The organism is Streptomyces sp. NPDC033177 (assembly GCF_055577715.1).
Genome location: NZ_JBVIPS010000002.1, coordinates 995,716 through 1,012,995 on the forward strand (window position 1 = coordinate 995,716; position 17,280 = coordinate 1,012,995).

17 protein-coding genes are annotated in these 17,280 nt (G+C 69.5%); 5 read left to right on the forward strand and 12 right to left on the reverse strand.

Annotated features, from left to right (window positions below):
• Positions 1-7: 7 nt before the first annotated feature.
• The 3 genes from ACZ5U5_RS10485 to clpS all read right to left on the reverse strand — a co-directional run bounded on the left by ACZ5U5_RS10485 (position 8) and on the right by clpS (position 2,801).
• Complete coding sequence (locus tag ACZ5U5_RS10485) at positions 8-1,483, reverse strand: amino acid permease (RefSeq protein ID WP_469018985.1); 1,476 nt, start codon at positions 1,481-1,483, stop codon at positions 8-10.
• A 395-nt stretch (positions 1,484-1,878) separates the two neighbouring features.
• A complete protein-coding gene (locus ACZ5U5_RS10490) occupies positions 1,879-2,475 on the reverse strand; it encodes a DUF2017 domain-containing protein (protein ID WP_451204106.1) in 597 nt (198 codons plus the stop codon).
• Positions 2,476-2,486: 11 nt separating this feature from the next.
• Positions 2,487-2,801 carry an ATP-dependent Clp protease adapter ClpS gene (gene clpS, locus ACZ5U5_RS10495; protein ID WP_160505277.1) on the reverse strand — a complete coding sequence of 105 codons (315 nt, stop codon included), beginning with the start codon at positions 2,799-2,801 and terminating at the stop codon, positions 2,487-2,489.
• An 80-nt stretch (positions 2,802-2,881) separates the two neighbouring features.
• Between clpS and ACZ5U5_RS10500 the strand changes: the two genes are divergently transcribed.
• Both ACZ5U5_RS10500 and ACZ5U5_RS10505 read left to right on the forward strand, forming a co-directional pair.
• Positions 2,882-4,210 (forward strand): nicotinate phosphoribosyltransferase, encoded by a 1,329-nt coding sequence (locus ACZ5U5_RS10500; RefSeq protein ID WP_469018989.1) that lies wholly within the window; start codon positions 2,882-2,884, stop codon positions 4,208-4,210.
• A 127-nt stretch (positions 4,211-4,337) separates the two neighbouring features.
• On the forward strand, positions 4,338-4,922 hold the full coding sequence (locus ACZ5U5_RS10505; protein WP_469018992.1) for an isochorismatase family protein: 585 nt from the start codon (positions 4,338-4,340) through the stop codon (positions 4,920-4,922).
• Between the two features lie 65 nt (positions 4,923-4,987).
• Here ACZ5U5_RS10505 and ACZ5U5_RS10510 read toward each other — a convergent pair whose 3' ends face one another.
• On the reverse strand, positions 4,988-5,317 hold the full coding sequence (locus ACZ5U5_RS10510) for a hypothetical protein (RefSeq protein WP_469018995.1): 330 nt from the start codon (positions 5,315-5,317) through the stop codon (positions 4,988-4,990).
• 147 nt (positions 5,318-5,464) lie between these two features.
• Positions 5,465-7,879: an immune inhibitor A domain-containing protein gene (locus ACZ5U5_RS10515; RefSeq protein WP_469018998.1), complete on the reverse strand. Its 2,415-nt coding sequence runs from the start codon at positions 7,877-7,879 to the stop codon at positions 5,465-5,467.
• Positions 7,880-8,376: 497 nt separating this feature from the next.
• On the opposite strand from ACZ5U5_RS10515, the gene ACZ5U5_RS10520 reads away from it, so the two are divergent.
• Complete coding sequence (locus ACZ5U5_RS10520; protein WP_469019412.1) at positions 8,377-8,670, forward strand: hypothetical protein; 294 nt, start codon at positions 8,377-8,379, stop codon at positions 8,668-8,670.
• A gap of 57 nt (positions 8,671-8,727) precedes the next feature.
• On the opposite strand, the gene ACZ5U5_RS10525 is transcribed toward ACZ5U5_RS10520, so the two are convergent.
• Together ACZ5U5_RS10525 and ACZ5U5_RS10530 are read right to left on the reverse strand one after the other, a co-directional pair.
• Entirely contained in the window at positions 8,728-9,408 is a 681-nt protein-coding gene (locus ACZ5U5_RS10525; protein ID WP_469019001.1) for an RDD family protein, read from the reverse strand.
• Between the two features lie 75 nt (positions 9,409-9,483).
• The gene (locus ACZ5U5_RS10530) at positions 9,484-10,977 is read right to left on the reverse strand and encodes an RDD family protein (RefSeq protein ID WP_469019004.1); all 1,494 of its coding nucleotides are present in this window, start codon (positions 10,975-10,977) and stop codon (positions 9,484-9,486) included.
• A gap of 221 nt (positions 10,978-11,198) precedes the next feature.
• Between ACZ5U5_RS10530 and ACZ5U5_RS10535 the strand changes: the two genes are divergently transcribed.
• On the forward strand, positions 11,199-11,678 hold the full coding sequence (locus tag ACZ5U5_RS10535; protein ID WP_469019007.1) for an SsgA family sporulation/cell division regulator: 480 nt from the start codon (positions 11,199-11,201) through the stop codon (positions 11,676-11,678).
• 54 nt (positions 11,679-11,732) lie between these two features.
• Here ACZ5U5_RS10535 and ACZ5U5_RS10540 read toward each other — a convergent pair whose 3' ends face one another.
• Positions 11,733-13,112, reverse strand: coding sequence for an FAD-binding oxidoreductase (locus ACZ5U5_RS10540; RefSeq protein WP_469019010.1), 1,380 nt, complete (start codon positions 13,110-13,112; stop codon positions 11,733-11,735).
• 97 nt (positions 13,113-13,209) lie between these two features.
• Here ACZ5U5_RS10540 and ACZ5U5_RS10545 point away from each other — a divergent pair, with 97 nt between their 5' ends.
• A complete protein-coding gene (locus ACZ5U5_RS10545; RefSeq protein ID WP_469019013.1) occupies positions 13,210-14,769 on the forward strand; it encodes a tetratricopeptide repeat protein in 1,560 nt (519 codons plus the stop codon).
• Positions 14,770-14,777: 8 nt separating this feature from the next.
• On the opposite strand, the gene nthA is transcribed toward ACZ5U5_RS10545, so the two are convergent.
• Genes nthA through hppD form a run of 4 tightly spaced genes read right to left on the reverse strand, consistent with a single transcriptional unit; the run spans position 14,778 to position 17,164 of the window.
• Positions 14,778-15,365 carry a nitrile hydratase subunit alpha gene (gene nthA, locus ACZ5U5_RS10550; RefSeq protein ID WP_469019015.1) on the reverse strand — a complete coding sequence of 196 codons (588 nt, stop codon included), beginning with the start codon at positions 15,363-15,365 and terminating at the stop codon, positions 14,778-14,780.
• Entirely contained in the window at positions 15,365-15,652 is a 288-nt protein-coding gene (locus ACZ5U5_RS10555; RefSeq protein WP_469019414.1) for an SH3-like domain-containing protein, read from the reverse strand. The genes nthA and ACZ5U5_RS10555 overlap by 1 nt, the downstream gene beginning before the upstream one ends.
• Positions 15,645-15,944, reverse strand: a complete 300-nt coding sequence (locus ACZ5U5_RS10560) for a hypothetical protein (protein WP_469019017.1) — start codon at positions 15,942-15,944, stop codon at positions 15,645-15,647. Before ACZ5U5_RS10560 ends, ACZ5U5_RS10555 begins: the two co-directional genes overlap by 8 nt.
• Before the next feature lie 50 nt (positions 15,945-15,994).
• Complete coding sequence (gene hppD / locus ACZ5U5_RS10565) at positions 15,995-17,164, reverse strand: 4-hydroxyphenylpyruvate dioxygenase (RefSeq protein ID WP_469019020.1); 1,170 nt, start codon at positions 17,162-17,164, stop codon at positions 15,995-15,997.
• Positions 17,165-17,280 lie beyond the last annotated feature (116 nt).

A 17,280-nucleotide genomic window follows, 5' to 3' on the forward strand; every position in this document is an offset into this window, starting at 1 on the left:
CCGGCGATCAGGACTTCGCGAGGTCCTTCTGGCCCGCCTCGCCGCCACCCGTCGACTGCGTGTCGTTGCGCTTCTGCATGACCAGGTAGCCGATGCCCAGGATCAGGGCCCAGACCGGAGCCGCGTAGAGCGAGATCCGTGCGTCCTCGTCGATGCCCATCATGACGATGACCATCGCGATGAAGGCGAGCGCGAACCAGCTCGTGTACGGGGCGCCCGGTGCCCGGAAGGTGGACTGCGGGAGCTCGCCGCGGTCGGCCTTGCGGCGGTACTTGATCTGGCAGATCAGGATCATGATCCAGGCCCACATGCCGGAGATGGTCGCGAAGGAGACGACGTAGTTGAACGCCTCGCCCGGCCACTGGTAGTTGATCCAGACGCCGACCAGCATCAGGGTCGCGGAGAAGGTGGTGCCGACCAGCGGGAGGCCGTTCTTCGTCAGCTTGGTGAAGAACTTCGGGCCCTGACCGTTGAGCGCGAGGTCGCGCAGCATGCGGCCGGTGGAGTACATGCCCGAGTTGCAGGAGGAGAGCGCGGCCGTCAGGACGACGAAGTTGACGATCGCGGCCCCGATGCCGAGGCCCATCTCCTGGAAGGCCGCCACGAACGGCGAGACGCCCGGCTGGAAGGAGGTCCACGGCACGACCGAGAGGATCATGACGAGGGCGCCGACGTAGAAGACGGCGATGCGCCACGGCACGGTGTTGATGGCCTTGGGCAGGACGGTCTTCGGGTCCTTGGACTCGCCCGCGGTGACGCCGACGAGCTCGACGGCGAGGAAGGCGAACATCACGATCTGCAGCGTCATCAGCGTGGAGCCGATGCCGTTCGGGAAGAACCCGCCCTGGTCCCACAGGTGGGAGACGGACGCGGTGTCACCGGCGTCGGAGAAGCCGATGGTGAGGATGCCGGCGCAGATGAGGATCATGCCGATGATCGCGGTGACCTTGACCATCGAGAACCAGAACTCGAGCTCACCGAAGAGCTTCACCGAGATCAGGTTGGCGCCGTACAGGATGACCGTGAAGATCAGCGCGTACGCCCATTGTGGGATGGCGTCGTGTGTCCAGTACTGCATGTACTGGGCCGCGGCCGTGACTTCCGTGATGCCGGTGACGACCCAGAAGAGCCAGTACGTCCAGCCGGTCACGTACCCGAAGAACGGGCCGATGAATTCACGCGCGTACTCCGAGAAGGAGCCCGACACGGCGCGGTACATGAGCAGCTCGCCCAGGGCGCGCATGATGAAGAAGATGACGAGGCCGGCGATGGCGTACGCCAGGATGAGGCTCGGACCGGCCTTGTGAATGGCCTTGCCCGCGCCGAGGAACAGGCCGGTGCCGATGGCACCGCCGATCGCGATCATCTGGATCTGCCGGGCGCCGAGCCCGCGCTGATAACCCTCGCCTGACGTGCCGGACGAACCGCCCGTTCCGCCGGCCTCATTGCCGTCGTGATGCTCTTCGACCTGCACTGAGGTCATGGTGACGCCTTTCTCCACGCTGATCCGTGCCCGCAGTCGCGTTAATGGCCACGGATCAGGTCCTGATCCCCCCGGATATGGATGGAGTGCTACCGGCGGTCTGCCGGCCCGAGCGCCATCGGTGACATGGGTGGCGTCACCGAGTGGTCGTGAAGATTTATCACGGCCGTGACAGTGATCGGCCGTGGCGCGTGTGGTCCATGCCACGAGAAGAACCGGACAAAATTCCCTTGGCGCGTCAAAAGCGGGCATTGAAGTGACGCGATCGTTATCCGGATTTGAGCGTCCGATGAGCGAACGAGGGGTAACCGCTGCTCTATACATCGACTTTGCGGGTGCACCGGTCGGCTCACGTGTGAATCGCGCGACTCCCAGACGCAGCCCTCGCGGGACTTCTAGCCGATCAGCGTGGACACGAGGGTCTCCTGAAGGCCGCCGAGCCAGAGGTAGGCCATCACCATCGGTTTGCGGGCGTCGGAGTCCGGCAGCTGGTAGAGCAGGTCCGTGTCGTCCTCGTCGGTCACCTCCAGGCGGGCGCCGATCGCCAGGCGCAGGTCGTTGAGCGCGCCGAGCCAGTGCCGCGACTCGTCGGCGGACAGCTTCAGGACGGCGCCGCCCTCACCCTTCGACGTCATGGCGTCCAGGGAGCGGATCACCACCAGGGCGTCGTCGCGCTTCTTGGCCCGCAGGTCGTTCTCGGTGAAGCGCCTGAACTCCGATGAGTACGCACGCAGTTCGTTCTCATCGGCCTTCTCGCTGCCGGGGCCGCCGTAGGCGTCCGGCAGCAACCGCTGGAGGACAGGGTCGGTGGGCGGCTCGCTCGGGCCCTCGGCGAACAGCTCCGCGAGGGGGTCGTCGGAGGCGTCCTCAGCCGGACCCGGACCGATCAGCTCCAGGAGCTGCACGGCGAGGGAGCGGATGATCGAGATCTCGACCTCGTCGAGCGCGACGGCCGCGCCGCCCCCGGGGATGGCTTCGAATTGTCCTGGCATCAGATGTGTCGCTACTTCCGGTCCTGCTGGAGGGTGGCCCAAAGACCGTATCCGTGCATGGCCTGTACGTCGCGCTCCATCTCCTCACGGGAGCCGGTGGAGACGACCGCGCGGCCCTTGTGGTGCACGTCCATCATCAGCTTCGTGGCCTTCTCCTTCGAGTACCCGAAGTAGGACTGGAACACGTAGGTCACGTAACTCATCAAGTTGACCGGGTCGTTGTGGACGAGCGTGATCCAGGGGACGTCGGGCTCCGGGACGGCGAAGGTTTCTTCGTCGGATTCCGGGCGGGTGATCTCTGCGGGAGCCGTACTCACTTGCCCCATGCTGCCACCCGCGGGGGGCTCTCGCACAAATGGACCCGGGAAATCGTCAGAGTGACGAGATGCGGGGTAGCATCCTTCGTATGAACACAGCGGACCTTGGGTTGCCGGTGGATGTTCCGTCGACCGCGCTCTTCACGGATCACTACGAGCTCACGATGCTGCAGGCCGCGCTGAAGGCCGGCACCGCCGACCGGCGCTCCGTCTTCGAGGTCTTCACGCGCAGACTCCCCGAGGGGCGCCGCTACGGAGTGGTGGCCGGGACGGGCCGGGTCCTGGACGCCGTGGAGAACTTCCGCTTCGACGCCGACGTCATCGGCTTCCTGCGCGAGCGCCGCGTCGTCGACGAGGAGACCCTCGACTGGCTCTCCTCGTACCGCTTCAGCGGCGACATCTGGGGCTATCCGGAGGGCGAGGTCTACTTCCCCGGCTCGCCGATCCTGCGCGTCGAGGGCTCCTTCGCGGAGTGCGTGCTCCTGGAGACGGTGATCCTCTCCATCCTCAACCACGACTCGGCGATCGCGGCCGCCGCCTCCCGGATGGCCTCGGCCGCCGGTGAGCGCCCGCTGATCGAGATGGGCGCACGGCGCACGCACGAGCTGGCGGCCGTGGCCGCCTCGCGCGCCGCGTACGTCGGCGGTTTCACCACCACGTCCGACCTCGCGGCCGGTTTCCGCTACGACATCCCCACGGTCGGCACGTCGGCCCACGCCTTCACCCTGCTGCACGACAACGAACGGGACGCCTTCCAGGCCCAGGTCGACTCGCTCGGCCCCGGCACGACCCTGCTCGTCGACACGTACGACGTGACCGAGGCCGTCCGCACCGCCGTCGACGTCGCCGGGCCCGAGCTCGGCGCCGTGCGCATCGACTCCGGTGACCTGCTCCTGGTCGCCCACCGGGTGCGCGACCAGCTGGACGAGCTCGGTGCGACCAACACGAAGATCGTCGTCACCTCCGACCTCGACGAGTACGCCATCGCCTCGCTGGCCGCGGCGCCCGTGGACGCGTACGGGGTGGGCACGCAGCTCGTCACAGGGTCCGGGCACCCGACCTGTTCGATGGTCTACAAGCTGGTGGCCCGCGCCCACTCGGCGGACCCGAAGGCCGCGCTGGAGCCGGTGGCCAAGAAGTCGCTCGGCGCCAAGTCGTCGGTGGGCGGCCGCAAGTGGGCCGCGCGGCGGCCCGACGAACACGGGGTCGCCGAGGCCGAGGTGATCGGCACGGGAGCGGTGCCGGTGGAGCTCGCCGACCACCAGCTCCTGGTCGAGCTGGTCAAGGGCGGTGAGGTGGTGGCCCGCGAGCCGCTGGACACCGTGCGCGAGCGGCACGCGGCGGCGCGGGGCCGGCTGCCCCTGTCGGCCACGCAGCTGTCGAAGGGTGAGGCCGTCATCCCGACGGAATACATCTGAATTGTGCGCCGGAGCGGAAAAGGGGCGTTCGAACGCCCTCTCCCGCTGCGCGTGCGAAGTCTCTACGCTCGGTTCATCCGGCCGAGTCCCCCACTCCCCCGAGCCTTGCCGAGCCGAAGGACACCCGATGCGCCGCGCCCTGATCGTCGTCGATGTGCAGAACGACTTCTGCGAGGGCGGCAGCCTCGCGGTCGCCGGGGGAGCCGATGTGGCCGCCGCGATCACCGAGCTGATCGGCCAGGCGCCCGCGGGCTACCGGCACGTGGTGGCCACCCGTGACCACCACATCGAGCCGGGCGACCACTTTTCCGACCGGCCGGACTTCGTCCGCTCCTGGCCGCCGCACTGCGTGGCGGGCACGGAGGGGATCGGCTTCCACCCGAACTTCGCGCCGGCCGTGGCCTCCGGGGCCATCGAAGCGGTCTTCGACAAGGGGGCCTACTCGGCCGCGTACAGCGGCTTCGAGGGGGCCGACGAGAACGGCGTCCCGCTGGCGGACTGGCTGCGGGCCCGGAAGATCAACGAGGTGGACGTGGTGGGGATCGCCACGGACCACTGTGTGCGCGCCACGGCCCTCGACGCGGCCCGTGAGGGCTTCGGCACGACGGTCCTGCTCGACCTGACGGCGGGCGTCTCCAAGGAGACGACAGAGCGTGCTCTGGACGAGCTCCGGGCAGCGGGCGTCGAGCTGACGGGCAAGCCGGTGGGCTAGCTCACATTTTCAGCCCGTCCGGCGTTTGAGGACGAACTCGGCGAAGCCGGTGATGGGCGGTGCTCTCATACCTCGGAGGGGCTGACGCCCGGTCTCTGCCGCTTCAGGGCACGAATAGGATGCCAAAGCTCAGCGACAGCGTCCGGCGCCGTACGCCATATGAGCCCGTCCGGGTGATGCAGCACCGCCGTGATCTCGTCCGGCGTCGGCGGCTCCGCGTTGCCCCGCAGATAGACGGCCCGCAGGCCGAGGTTCCGCAGGCGTGTCAGCGCCCTCGCGCGGTTCACCGCATGGACGATCATGCGGACGCTGCCGCCGCCCATGGCCGGGTTCGGCAAGGTCAGGGCCACCACCACGCTGCCGTTCGGCAGCTTGCTGAAACCTCCTGCGGACATGGCTGGTCACACCCCCGTGAGACGTCGCACGGAGCTCCTGGCCGAGCCCCGTGTCAATAAGAAATCCACAGGACGCACCTAAACACGATCGGCCGCCGCCCGCTAGAGGGCGACGGCCGATCATGGCTTGACCTGCGGAAATGCTGATTACTTCTTGGAGGGGCCGACCTGGACCGTGATCGATGAGCCGTCCTTCGGCTGCTTCACGATCTTGATCTGGGTGTTGGTGTCAGTGACCTTGACACTTCCCGTGGGGTTCTCCTTGAACCAGTAGGTGCCCTTGCGGTCGTCGAAGACCGGGACACCCTTCTGGGACTTGATCTTCAGCGCGACGTCCGCGTTGTGGAGCGTGAACTTGTCGGTCGCGTACTTGCTGAAGGGCGCGTCGAAGGGCTGGATCTTGTTCCGCAGCAGGGTGCCGTCCGCCCACTTGAGCGGCTTGGCGTGCGCGTCCACCGGAAGGATCAGGCCCTCACCGGGGTGCGCGCTGGTGTTGTTGTCCTTCTGCGAGGTGTCCCACTGCCAGACCATGAGGCCGGTCTGGTACGCGTAGTGCTCGACCCAGTCCGGACGGGACTTGGAGAAGCCGAAGTTGTACGGGCCGACCTTGAGGGTCTTGTCGTACGACACGTACTGGCGGTTCTCGGCGAGGTAGTACTGGTCGTACTTCTTGGTGAAGGACTCGCCGATGCGCGAAAAGCCCTTCGCCGTCCAGCCGTTGTCGTCGCCCTCGGCGCCGTCCTCGAAGACCTTGGTGCCGTCCGCGGTGATCGCGAGGGCGTCGGCCACGAAGCCCTTGCCGCCCGCGCCGCCGTCCGTCGAGTAACGGAAACGGACGTCGATCTTCTTGCCGGCGTACGCGTCGAGCGAGAACGCGAGCTTCTTGTACGCGCCCGAAGCACCGGTCAACGCGGGCTTGTCACCGGCGTCGCGCGTGATGGGCTTGCCGTCCGCGGTGCCGTCCACCGGCGTCCAGTTGGCGCCGCCGTCCGTCGACACCTCGGTGTAGAGGTAGTCGTAGTTGGCCTCGATGTCCCACCAACCGTCGAGCGAGAGCGCGGCCTTGGACTTGCCGGTCAGGTCGACCGAGCGCGTCAGGGTGTTCTTGAGGTCGTCGCCCTGGTCGCTCCACCACTGCTTGGATCCCTCGGTCGGCTTGGTCACCGTGGTGGTGACGGCCTTCTTCGGCAGGTCGACGACGAGCGCCTGGCGGTGGCGCGTGTTGTACTCCGAGACGCCCAGCTTGTGCTCGGACGTCGTCGCGGCCTTGGCCTTGGCGTAGTCGAGCCAGCCCAGCTGGAACTTGTCCCAGGCGGTCATGTCGCCGGGCAGGTCACCGATGGCGTCCTTGCCGGTGCCCAGCCAGGAACCGGCCGACATCAGCGACCAGAAGCCGACCGAGTTCTCGCCCTTGCCCGTGGTGTCGTACAGGTCGGGCAGGCCCAGGTCGTGGCCGTACTCGTGGGCGAAGACGCCGAGGCCGCCGTTCTCCGGCTGCATCGTGTAGTCGCCGACCCAGATGCCCGAGTCGCCGATCTGCGTGCCGCCCGCCTTGTTGTTCGAGGGGCCGGTGTTGCCCGCGTCGTTGCCGTACGCGTACCAGCGGTGGGCCCACAGGGCGTTCTCGCCCTCGGCGCCGCCGCCGGCGGACTCGTCCTCGCCCGCGTGGACGATCTGGAAGTGGTCGATGTACCCGTCGGGCTCGTTGAACTCGCCGTCGCCGTCGAAGTCGTAACGGTCCCAGAGGTCGTACTTGGCGAGGTCCGCCTTGATCTGGGCGTCCGTGCGGCCCTGGGCCTTCTGGTCCTTGGTCCAGGCGGTGACGCCGTCCTTCACCGCGTCCCAGACGTTGGCGCAGTTGCTGTCGCCGCAGTAGTTGGAGCCGTACCGCGCCTCGTTGTAGTCGACCTTGACCCAGTCGGAGACCTCACCGTCGACCGAGTAACGGCCGGACGAGGTCTTCTCGTAGTAGGTCTTCAGGGACTCCTTCTTCTTGCCCTTGGAGTCCTTGCCCTCACCGAAGTACAGGTCCTGGAAGTGCTTCTGGTTGTAGTCCTTCTGCCAGGCCGTGCTGTTGTCCTTCGCACGGTCCGGCTTGGCTATCTTGTTGTGCGCGGGGCCCGGCTTGCCGCCGTACTTCTTGACCGGCGCCTCGGGTCCTTCCGGACCGTCCGGGTCGAACATGGTGGTGTCGTCCACCTTGTCCCCGAACTCGACGAGGATCGTGAAGATCTTGTCGGTCTTCTCCCGGCCGAGCTCGACGTACTTCTTGTCGTCGAGCTTCACCACCTGGGAGCCGCCGCGCTTCTGCACCTTGGCGTCGCCCTCGATGACCTGCTGAAGGGCGGCCTTGCGCTGCTGGGCCTGCTGCTTGCTGAAGGGGCCCTCGAGGTCGTGGTCGACCTGCGCCTTGGCCCTGCTCGGGTCCTGCCGGTCGATGGCGGGAGCCCCGCTCGGCCCACTCTCCTCGGCCGATGCGGTGGCTGCCGAGAACGTGGCGGCTGCCGCGGCCAACGCCACGGCAGCCGCGGTGGCTCTGAACGTCCGTCTGCTGACTGTCACTTGATGCTGTCCTCCCCCGCGTCCGCGCGAAGGCGGGCCGAGGTCCCGGTCGGAGGAGGTCCGCGCGCGATACGCGTCACAAGTGACGACATTGGACCGGAGATACGGAAGAAAAGACAGACCTTGACTTGAACAGGCCAAGTACATTATGCAGACCCGGGAATCCGCTATCCGGACGCGTACGCCCGCCCGTCCGCATGGTCAACAGGCGCGTCCCACCGTCCACTTGATGGACGTCATGAACCCGTGCGCCCCCTGTGCTGCCGCACCGTGGGTTAGGTCACGCTTACCGCCCGTTCCTGTCGGGCATGCAGCGGAATAGAGTCAATCGACGGTGCGCTACTGCGCGAGGCGGCACTTCTCAAGTCGCCGCAGCCAGGCATCCTTTGATTCGTATACAGCACCACATTGGGCTCGACCACAGCTTCACACTGGGCACGACCACCCCCGCATCCGCTGTCCCGAGGACGGATTACGCCATGCCTCGTCCCATGCCGCTGCCTCGTCCGACCCCTGCTCAGGTCACCTACGGCACGGTGACGGTCATCTTCTCGACGCTCGCCATGCTGCTGCTGTCCCAGACGACTTCGGGCCTCGCGGTCGCGGTGATAGCCGTCGCCGCCCTCGGCCTCGGCTTACTGGTGGCGATGACGGTCCCCCAGCCGAAACCCGTGGCCTCACCGGCCGCACGTGTCGCTCCCGCCGCCAGGACCACCGAGGAGCGCGTCCCCGTCCAGCGCGCCTCCGCTCCCGTGCTCGCCGAGTCCGTACGCGAGCCGGCGGGCCCGTGAGGATCACGAGCCCGCCCGAACCGCCGATGTCCCTGCCGCCGCGGCGGTCTGCCGCGGTCAGCCGGTGCTGACCACCACCGTCTTGGCCGCCTTGTCGTGCAGGCCCTGCTTGTAGGGCTTGTCGAAGAAGCTCCAGCCGCCGCAGATCGCCGTCCAGATGCAGGCGCAGCAGAAGGCGAACGGCAGCCAGAGGACGGCCGCGCGGACGAGCGCGGTCTGCAGGGTGGGGGTCGCCCCGTCGTTGAGGTTCGCGACCCGCAGCCCCAGCCACTTCTTGCCCAGGGTCTGGCCCGTCCTGGAGATCATGAAGCTGTCGTACGCGATGTAGAGCACGGCGGCCAGCAGCGACTGCCCGAAGCTCTTCCCGTACTGGACCTCGTCCGGGTCGACGTCGAACTCGCTCGTGCCGAAGCCCCACGAGAGCAGCCAGACGACCACGCCGACGAGGATCATGTCGATGATGCGGGCCAGGACACGCTTGCCGCTCTCCGCCAGGGGCGGCATCCCGGCGAGAGGGTCGTTGCCTCCGCCGTACGCGCCTCCGCCGCCGCTCCCCCCGTAGGGATCTCCACCGCCGCCGTACGGCGGGGGCGGCGGCGGTGTGCCATAGGGCGAGCCGGAGCCGCTGCCGGGCGGGGGCGCGTCGTAGGGAGAGCCGCCGCCGTCCTGCGGGGGCTGCTTCCTGAACGGGTCGTTGTCGTCGGGGGGCGGCGGGTACTGCGGCGGTTCGGTGCTCATGGGGCGAGTCGACCGCGAGTGCGCCGGGGGCGCATCCGGCGAGCGGCTGTCCGGGTTAAGGGGGCGCCCGGTGGCCTAGCCCGCCACAAACGTTCCCGCAGCCTTGTCGTGCCAGCACTGGCGCCACGGGCGGTCGAACACGCACCACAGGACGCCGACGACTCCCACCACCAGGACCCCCGGCACCGCGTAGACGAGCCAGCGCTTCAGCGCCGAACCGAACGACGGCGTCTCGTGCTCCTCCATGTCCCGCACCTGGAGCCCGAGGACCTTCTTGCCGAGCGTCCGCCCCCACTTGGCCGTGGGCAGCACCTCGTAGAGCACACCGAAGAGGAGCAGCACGGCCAGGACCATCCCCAGATATCCCGCCGTGGTGCCGTCGAGCAGCCACACGGTGACCTTCTCGCCGGACATCTTCGCCGCGTCGATCTTGCTGTCGACGTGGTCGGCGGCCTTCGTGCCGAGCGGCAACGCCGCGGCGCCCGTCACGGCCACCAGGACGATGGTGTCGATGAACCGTGCGGCGAACCGCTTGCCGAGCCCGGCGGGCCGTCCCGCGGCCTGGTTCTGCGCCATCGCGAGGAACGGGTCGCTGGCCACCGGCTTCCACGGCACGACCGGCTGCTGCTGCCCGTCGCCCTCGGCGAGCCGGTGCACCTGCTGCGCCCACGAGGGCGAGCCGCCACCGGGCCCCGAGGTCACGGGCGAGGCCGCGCCGCCGGGCGCACCGCCCTGCTGCGGGACGGTGGGCTGTACGGGCGCGGGCGCCGGAGCGGGGGCGGACGCCGGGGCGGGCGCGGCGGCCTGCGGGGGTACGGCGGCTTGCGGAGGCACGGCGGTCTGCGCGGGCGCCGGGGTCTGCGCCGCCGCACCGGAGGACTTCGGGCGCAGGGCCCGGATCGCCATGGTGCCTTCGGTGGCGGGCGAGGCCGCGGTGGGCCGCACCGGTCCCGTGGGCCTGCGGAACGTCACGGTGCCCTCCGTCGAGGGCTGCTCCTGCTGGGGCGGTGCGCTCGCCCCCGGCTTGATCGCGCGGATCTGCACGGTGCCGGGCCCGTTCGCCTCCGGGGAGGGGGACGGAGAAGAAGGGGCGGAGGCGGACGGCGTTTCCGTCGGGGCCGAACCGCTCGACACCCGCGGGTCCCGCGGACCACCGGCCGCCCCCGAAGCGTCCCGCCGCTCGGGCTCGGGCTCGCCCCAGGAGACCCGCCGGTCCTGCTCACCGCCGAGCCCCGTCTGCCGGCCCGCGTCCGCCTGCCACGCGGAGGCGGGCTCGGGCCTGGCCCCGTGCTGCGAGACCTCGGCGTCGACCGCACCGCCCGTCGCCTCGGGCGCCGGCATGGGCTCCTCGTCGAAGAAGTGCGGCCCGGTCTCCTCCGCGGGCGCGGGCGCCGCGGCCCCGGCCCCCGGAGGTGCCGGGAGCGATTCGCCGTCGGTCGGGGCGGGACGACTGGTCCCGGGCACCCAGGCCGCGCCGTTCCAGTACCGGACATATCCGGGAATGGACGGATCGGGGTAGTAGCCTTCGCGGGGCCTGTCGTCGCCTGCGGCCGGAGTTGGGGCGCTCATGTCCGTCGTCCCGTATCTGCTCGGGGGTCTTTTTGAGGCTCCACATCTATCAGACCCTCGCGTCCGCCTGTGCTGGTCCTGCCCGACAGACCACTTTCCGGGCACAGTTCAACCACGTACGGAAAAAGATTCCGGAACCCGCGTAATGCTGTCCGCCCACCGCGCTCTCTCCTTGCACGGGCCCGCTCCAGGGCCCGGGACAAGGAAGGAACAGCACCGACATGCACACCGTGGTGGAACGCGAGCTCGAGCTCAAACTCGTCCTGTCCCCGGAACGCGCGATCGCCGTCCCGGCCCGTCTCAGCTACCGCACCGACGATCCCTACGCCATCCACATCGCCTTTCACATCGGCTCCGAGCACCCCGTGAACTGGACGTTCGCCCGCGAGCTCCTGGTCGAGGGGGTGTTCAGGCCCTGCGGGCACGGCGACGTACGGGTCTGGCCGACCAAGGTCGAGGGGCGCAGCGTCGTCCTGATGGCGCTGAGTTCACCCGACGGAGACGCCCTCCTGGAGGCGCCGGCGCCCGCCGTGTCCGCCTGGCTGGAGCGCACCCTGCGGGTGGTCCCTCCGGGCTCTGAGGCTGAGCGGCTCGGCATCGACGACGGCCTCGCCGAGCTGCTCACGCCGACCACGGGCCGTGCCGACGACCTGTGGCTGCGCGACCCCTGGCCCTCGGACGAGTCCACGGACGGTGAGTGATCCGACGTACGGGGGCCGGTACGGGGGCCGATGTCAGAGCAACGTGCCGGAGCGTCAGAAGAGCTTGCCGGGGTTGAGGAGGGAGAGCGGGTCGAACGCGGCCTTGATGGCGCGCTGCATCTCCACGCCCACCGGGCCGATTTCACGCGCCAGCCACTCCTTCTTCAGGACGCCCACGCCGTGCTCACCGGTGATCGTGCCGCCGAGTTCCAGACCGAGGGCCATGATCTCGTCGAAGGACTCGCGGGCCCGGCGGCCCTCGTCGGCGTCGGCCGCGTCGAAGCAGACGGTGGGGTGGGTGTTGCCGTCGCCGGCGTGGGCGCAGACCCCGATCGTGAGGCTGTACTTGTCGGCGATGCGGTCCACGCCTTCGAGCATGTCGGCGAGCTTCGAGCGCGGCACGCACACGTCGTCGATCATCGTCGTGCCCTTGACGGCTTCGAGCGCGGTGAGGGACAACCGCCTTGCTTGGAGCAGCAGTTCGGACTCCGCCGCGTCCTCGGCCGGTACCACCTGGGTGGCGCCCGCGGCCTCGCAGAGCGCGCCGACGGCCGTGAGGTCCGCGGTGGGGTCCGGGGTGTCGAAGGCGGCGAGGAGCAGTGCCTCGGTGGTCTCCGGGAGACCCATGTGGGCCAGCGCGTTGACGGCCCTTATGGTCGTGCGGTCCATCAATTCCAGGAGTGAGGGGACGTGCCCGCCCTCCATGATCTTGCACACGGCGTCGCAGGCGGCCTTCGCCGAGCCGAACTCGGCGGCCAGGACGAGCTGTTGGGGCGGTTGCGGCTTCAGGGCGAGGGTGGCGCGGACGACGATACCGAGGCTGCCCTCGGAGCCGACGAAGAGACGGGTGAGGTCGTAGCCCGCGACGCCCTTGGCGGTGCGCTTACCGGTGCTCATGAGCCGGCCGTCGGCGAGGACGACGTCGAGGCCGAGCACGTACTCCGCCGTCACCCCGTACTTCACGCAGCACAGGCCGCCCGAGGCCGTGCCGATGTTCCCGCCGATGGTGCAGGTCTCCCAACTGGACGGGTCCGGCGGGTAGTAGAGGCCGTGCTCGTTCACGGCGCGGGAGAGGGCGGCGTTGACGACGCCGGGTTCGACCACCGCGATCCGGTCGACGGGGTTGATCTCCAGGATGCGGTCCATCTTGACCAGCGAGAGGACGATGCAGCCCTCGCTGGCGTTCGCGCCGCCGGACAGGCCCGTGCGGGCGCCCTGCGGGACCACCGGGATCCGTAGCTCGGTCGCGGTGCGCATGACGTGCTGGACCTGTTCGACGGTGCGTGGCAGGACGACGACGGCCGGGGTGCCCGCGTCGCAGAAGCTCGCCATGTCGTTCGCGTACGAGGACGTGATGTCGGGGTCCGTGAGGACGGCGTCGGCGGGGAGTGCCTCGCGACCGACACAGAGACGTTCGATGAGTGTGCGGCTCATGATCACAGCCTCGCACCCGGGGCCATCGGTGTGAACCCGTGCGCGACGCCCGTCCCCGTGCCGTGATGTGCTCTTCGTATTGACGCACAGTGACGCCATGGAGATCGAGACCGGGTCCGCGTCCGTGGAGGAGAAGGCCGGGAAGTCCGCGAAGGCGCAGCCGGCGGCCGTGCCCCGCCTCTGGAGCGAGTCGCCGCGGGGCGCGCGCCGCTCCCCCGCCGTGCGGCGGGTCCTGGTCGCCTCCGTCGCCGGGTGTGTGGTGCTCGGCGGTGTGGTGGTGCTGCTGCCCGGCTCGGGCGGGAAGGCGGCGCCGCCCGCTCTGGGGCCTGCCGGGCGGGCGATGGCCGCCGCGGGGGCCGGGGCTCCGGCGGCGCTGCCCGATCTGACCGTCCTGATCGGGGAGCGGGAGGCGCATCTGCGCAAGCATCCGGGGGACGACGAGTCGTGGGCGGTGCTCGGGGCCGCCTACGTCGAGCGGGGCCTTCGGACCGCGGACTCCGCGTACTACCCCAAGGCGGAGGAGGCGCTGCGCACGTCCCTGAAGACCCGCCCGGAGGGGAACGCGGAGGCGCTGACGGGCATGGCGGCGCTCGCGAACGCGCGGCACGACTTCCGCGGGGCCAAGAAGTGGGCCGAGGGCGCGGTCAGGCTCGCGCCGAAGCGGTGGTCGACGTATCCGGCCCTGATCGAGGCGTACAGCGGTCTGGGTGACGCGAAGGGCGTGGGGAAGGCCCTGGAGACGCTCCAGGAGCTGAACGCGGACATCCCTTCGGTGATGGTGCGGTCCGGGCAGGTCTACCGGGACCGCGGCTGGCGCGAGGACGCGGCGGCGAAGCTGACGGACGCGGCGGCGCTCGCGGAGGGTCCCGCGGAGAAGGCGGTGTGCTTGTACCGGGTGGGCGAGCTCGCGTGGGAACGGGGCGATCCGGCGGAGGCCCTGCGCTACTACGATGCGGCGCTGGTCGCGGACCCGGACCACCACCCTTCCCTCGCCGGAAAGGGCCGCGCGCTCGCCGCCCTGGGCCGCACGTCGGAGGCCCTGCGTTCCTACCAGAGCGCGCTGGTCAAGCAGCCCGCTCCGGAGTACGCCCTGGAGCTGGGCGAGTTGTACGAGTCGCTGCGGCTCGCCCCGGCCGCTCGGGCGCAGTACGACGTGCTGCGGGCCCGGGTGAAGCAGGAAGGGGTCAACGGCGTCAACGACGAGCGGATCCTCGGCCTCTTCGAGGCGGACCACGGGGACGCGGACGCGGCGGTGGAGCGCCTGCGTGCGGAGTTCAAGCGGCACGCGAGCCCGCAGGTGGCGGACGCGCTGGGCTGGGCGCTGCATCGGTCAGGTAAGGACAGGGAGGCCCTGAAGTACGCCAAGCGGGCGACGGACAAGGGCCCGCTGGTCGCGGTGTACGCCTATCACCGGGGCCAGATCGAGAGGGACCTGGGCAAGTACGGTGCGGCTCGCCGTCACATCGGCGAGGCCATGCGTCGCAACCCCTACTTCTCCCCGCTGCTCGCCCCTGCGGCGCGGGCCGCCCTGACCCGCCTGGGCGATCCCCCCTCGGGCGGCCCGGCGCAGATGTACGCCCCCCGTGGCGAGCGCCCGGCTCCTCTGCCGTCCCCGTCCCCGAAGCCTCGCTCCAGCAAGCCGGCCGCCGAGAGCTGACCCGGGGGTCAGAGCTGGGCCGTGCCGATCAGGGCGTTGCGGGTGACGAGCCCGACGAGGTCCGCCTCGGGGAGGGAGGCCGCGCAGTCGGGGCGGCGGGGCAAAACCATGTAGCGGGTCTCCGCACTGGAGTCCCAGACGGTGATCTCCGTGTCGGCAGGCAGCGTGAGGCCGAACTCCGCGAGCACCGCCCGCGGCTCCCGCACCACCCGGGAGCGGTACGCCTCGCTCTTGTACCAGCTGGGGGACGGGCCGAGGAGCCGGACCGGATAGCAGGAGCACAGCGTGCAGACGACGACGTTGTGGACGTGCGCGGTGTTCTCCACCACCCGCAGCCGCTGCGGCTGGACCCCGCCCGCCGCGTAACCCAGCTCCGCCACCGCCGACGCTCCGTCCGCGAGCAGACGCTCCTTGAACGCGGGGTCCGTCCACGCCCGCGCCACCACCCGCGCCCCGTTCAGCGGGGACGACCCCGCGAGGAACGCGTCCAGGGCCTCGTCGAGGGCGGCCCCCGCGACGATTCCCCGCTCCTCCAACAGAGCCTCCAGGCCGCGTACTTGGCGGGAGATCACCGCGTCATCGTGTGTGCCGGACATCAGCCGCCCTCCGAAGGTTCCGGTTCCAGGTAGCTCTCCCACAGGTCGAGGACCACCCCGTGCTCCCCCTCGCCCCACAGCTCCCGCGCGGCGAACCGCACCGCGTACACCTGCTCCACCGGGGCGTCCTCCCGCCCCTGCGAGCTGACGTCCGCCAGCGGATGGCGCCCCTCGGGTTCGATCACCACGCCCGACTTGCCGCGGGCGTAACGCGGCAGGCGGGTGTGGTAGGGCGGGTCGTGGCGGACGGTGCGGACGCGGGCGCCCGCGGCGAAGCGGTCACCCATCGCGCTCACCCAGCCGACTCACCTCGGCGGCCGTCAGCACGCCCGTGCGCACCAGCAGCACGCGGATCGCGTGGAGCCACCGCTCGTAGTACGACGCCGCCAGGTACGCACCCGGCGGCATCGTCTCCACGGCGTCCCTGAACTCGTCCAGGTTGTAGACGCCTTCACGCAACAGCGCACTGTTGAGCGCGAACACCCGCGCCTCCCAGTCCGCGTGGAAGGGCTCCGTGTCGTCGGTGGTATCGATGGGCCCGAAGCCCGTCATCCCGCCGACGTCATTGATCCTGGCCATGCCCGCACCCTAATGCGGAACCCTTCCGGCACCCTGCTCATGGCCACCCTCTACAGATTGCCGCGCTTCTCCTGCTCCCGCTCGATCGCCTCGAACAGCGCCTTGAAGTTGCCCTTGCCGAAGCCCATCGAGCCGTGCCGCTCGATCATCTCGAAGAAGACCGTCGGACGGTCCTGGACCGGCTTGGTGAAGATCTGGAGCAGGTAGCCGTCCTCGTCACGGTCGACCAGGATCTTCAGCTCGCGCAGGGTCTCCACCGGGACCCGCGTCTCGCCGGCCCACTCCCCCAGCGTGTCGTAGTACGAGTCGGGGGTGTCAAGGAACTTCACCCCGGCCGCGCGCATGGTGCGTACGGACTCCACGATGTCGTTCGTGGCGAGCGCGATGTGCTGGACGCCCGCGCCGCCGTAGAACTCCAGGTACTCGTCGATCTGGGACTTCTTCTTGGCGATGGCGGGCTCGTTGATGGGGAACTTCACCTTGAGGGTGCCGTCCGCGACCACCTTCGACATCAGCGCGCTGTACTCCGTCGCGATGTCGTCGCCCACGAACTCCTTCATGTTCGTGAAGCCCATGACCTTGTTGTAGAAGGCCACCCACTCGTTCATCTTGCCGAGCTCGACGTTGCCGACGCAGTGGTCGATCGCCTGGAAGGTGCGCTTGGCGGGCGGCTCGACGATCGGGGACGCGGCCTCGAAGCCGGGCAGGTAGGGGCCGTCGTAGCCGCTGCGGTCGACCAGCGTGTGGCGGGTCTTGCCGTACGTGGCGATGGCGGCGAGGACGACCGTGCCGTGCTCGTCCTTGACCTCGTAGGGCTCGGTGAGGCCGCGGGCGCCGTGCTCGACGGCGTAGGCGTACGCGGCGCGCGCGTCCGGCACCTCGATGGCGAGGTCGACGACGCCGTCACCGTGCTCGGCGACGTGGCCCTCAATGAAGTTGCCCCAGTCCGTGGACGCCTTGATGACGGAGGTGAGGACGAAGCGGGCGCCGCCGTTGGTGAGGACATACGAGGCGGTCTCGCGACTGCCGGTCTCCGGGCCCGAGTAGGCCACGAGTTTCATGCCGAAGGCCGTGGAGTAGTAGTGGGCCGCCTGCTTGGCGTTGCCCACGGCGAAGACGACCGCGTCCATTCCCTTGACCGGGAAGGGATCGGCCTCGCGCGCGGTGTGGGGGGTGCCGGAGAGGGCCGACGTGGGCTGGGTGTTCGCGGTAGCTGCCATGTCCGCAGGCTCCCGCCGTATCGCAAGGTGCGCAATAGTTCGCGTATTCAGTGGGCAAATTGTATGGCGGGGGCCCAGGATGGGCGGGCTATCTGTACATGATGACCACCCCGGAA

Excerpts from the sequence above, each read along its gene's own strand:
- ACZ5U5_RS10490 (WP_451204106.1), bottom strand. The coding sequence starts at position 2,475 with ATGCCAGGACAATTCGAAGCCATCCCCGGGGGCGGCGCGGCCGTCGCG.
- ACZ5U5_RS10510 (WP_469018995.1), bottom strand. The coding sequence starts at position 5,317 with ATGTCCGCAGGAGGTTTCAGCAAGCTGCCGAACGGCAGCGTGGTGGTG.
- ACZ5U5_RS10505 (WP_469018992.1), top strand. The coding sequence starts at position 4,338 with ATGCGCCGCGCCCTGATCGTCGTCGATGTGCAGAACGACTTCTGCGAG.
- clpS (WP_160505277.1), bottom strand. The coding sequence starts at position 2,801 with ATGGGGCAAGTGAGTACGGCTCCCGCAGAGATCACCCGCCCGGAATCC.
- ACZ5U5_RS10530 (WP_469019004.1), bottom strand. The coding sequence starts at position 10,977 with ATGAGCGCCCCAACTCCGGCCGCAGGCGACGACAGGCCCCGCGAAGGC.
- nthA (WP_469019015.1), bottom strand. The coding sequence starts at position 15,365 with ATGTCCGGCACACACGATGACGCGGTGATCTCCCGCCAAGTACGCGGC.
- ACZ5U5_RS10500 (WP_469018989.1), top strand. The coding sequence starts at position 2,882 with ATGAACACAGCGGACCTTGGGTTGCCGGTGGATGTTCCGTCGACCGCG.
- ACZ5U5_RS10545 (WP_469019013.1), top strand. The coding sequence starts at position 13,210 with ATGGAGATCGAGACCGGGTCCGCGTCCGTGGAGGAGAAGGCCGGGAAG.
- ACZ5U5_RS10560 (WP_469019017.1), bottom strand. The coding sequence starts at position 15,944 with ATGGCCAGGATCAATGACGTCGGCGGGATGACGGGCTTCGGGCCCATC.
- ACZ5U5_RS10525 (WP_469019001.1), bottom strand. The coding sequence starts at position 9,408 with ATGAGCACCGAACCGCCGCAGTACCCGCCGCCCCCCGACGACAACGAC.
- ACZ5U5_RS10485 (WP_469018985.1), bottom strand. The coding sequence starts at position 1,483 with ATGACCTCAGTGCAGGTCGAAGAGCATCACGACGGCAATGAGGCCGGC.
- hppD (WP_469019020.1), bottom strand. The coding sequence starts at position 17,164 with ATGGCAGCTACCGCGAACACCCAGCCCACGTCGGCCCTCTCCGGCACC.
- ACZ5U5_RS10555 (WP_469019414.1), bottom strand. The coding sequence starts at position 15,652 with ATGGGTGACCGCTTCGCCGCGGGCGCCCGCGTCCGCACCGTCCGCCAC.
- ACZ5U5_RS10540 (WP_469019010.1), bottom strand. The coding sequence starts at position 13,112 with ATGAGCCGCACACTCATCGAACGTCTCTGTGTCGGTCGCGAGGCACTC.
- ACZ5U5_RS10535 (WP_469019007.1), top strand. The coding sequence starts at position 11,199 with ATGCACACCGTGGTGGAACGCGAGCTCGAGCTCAAACTCGTCCTGTCC.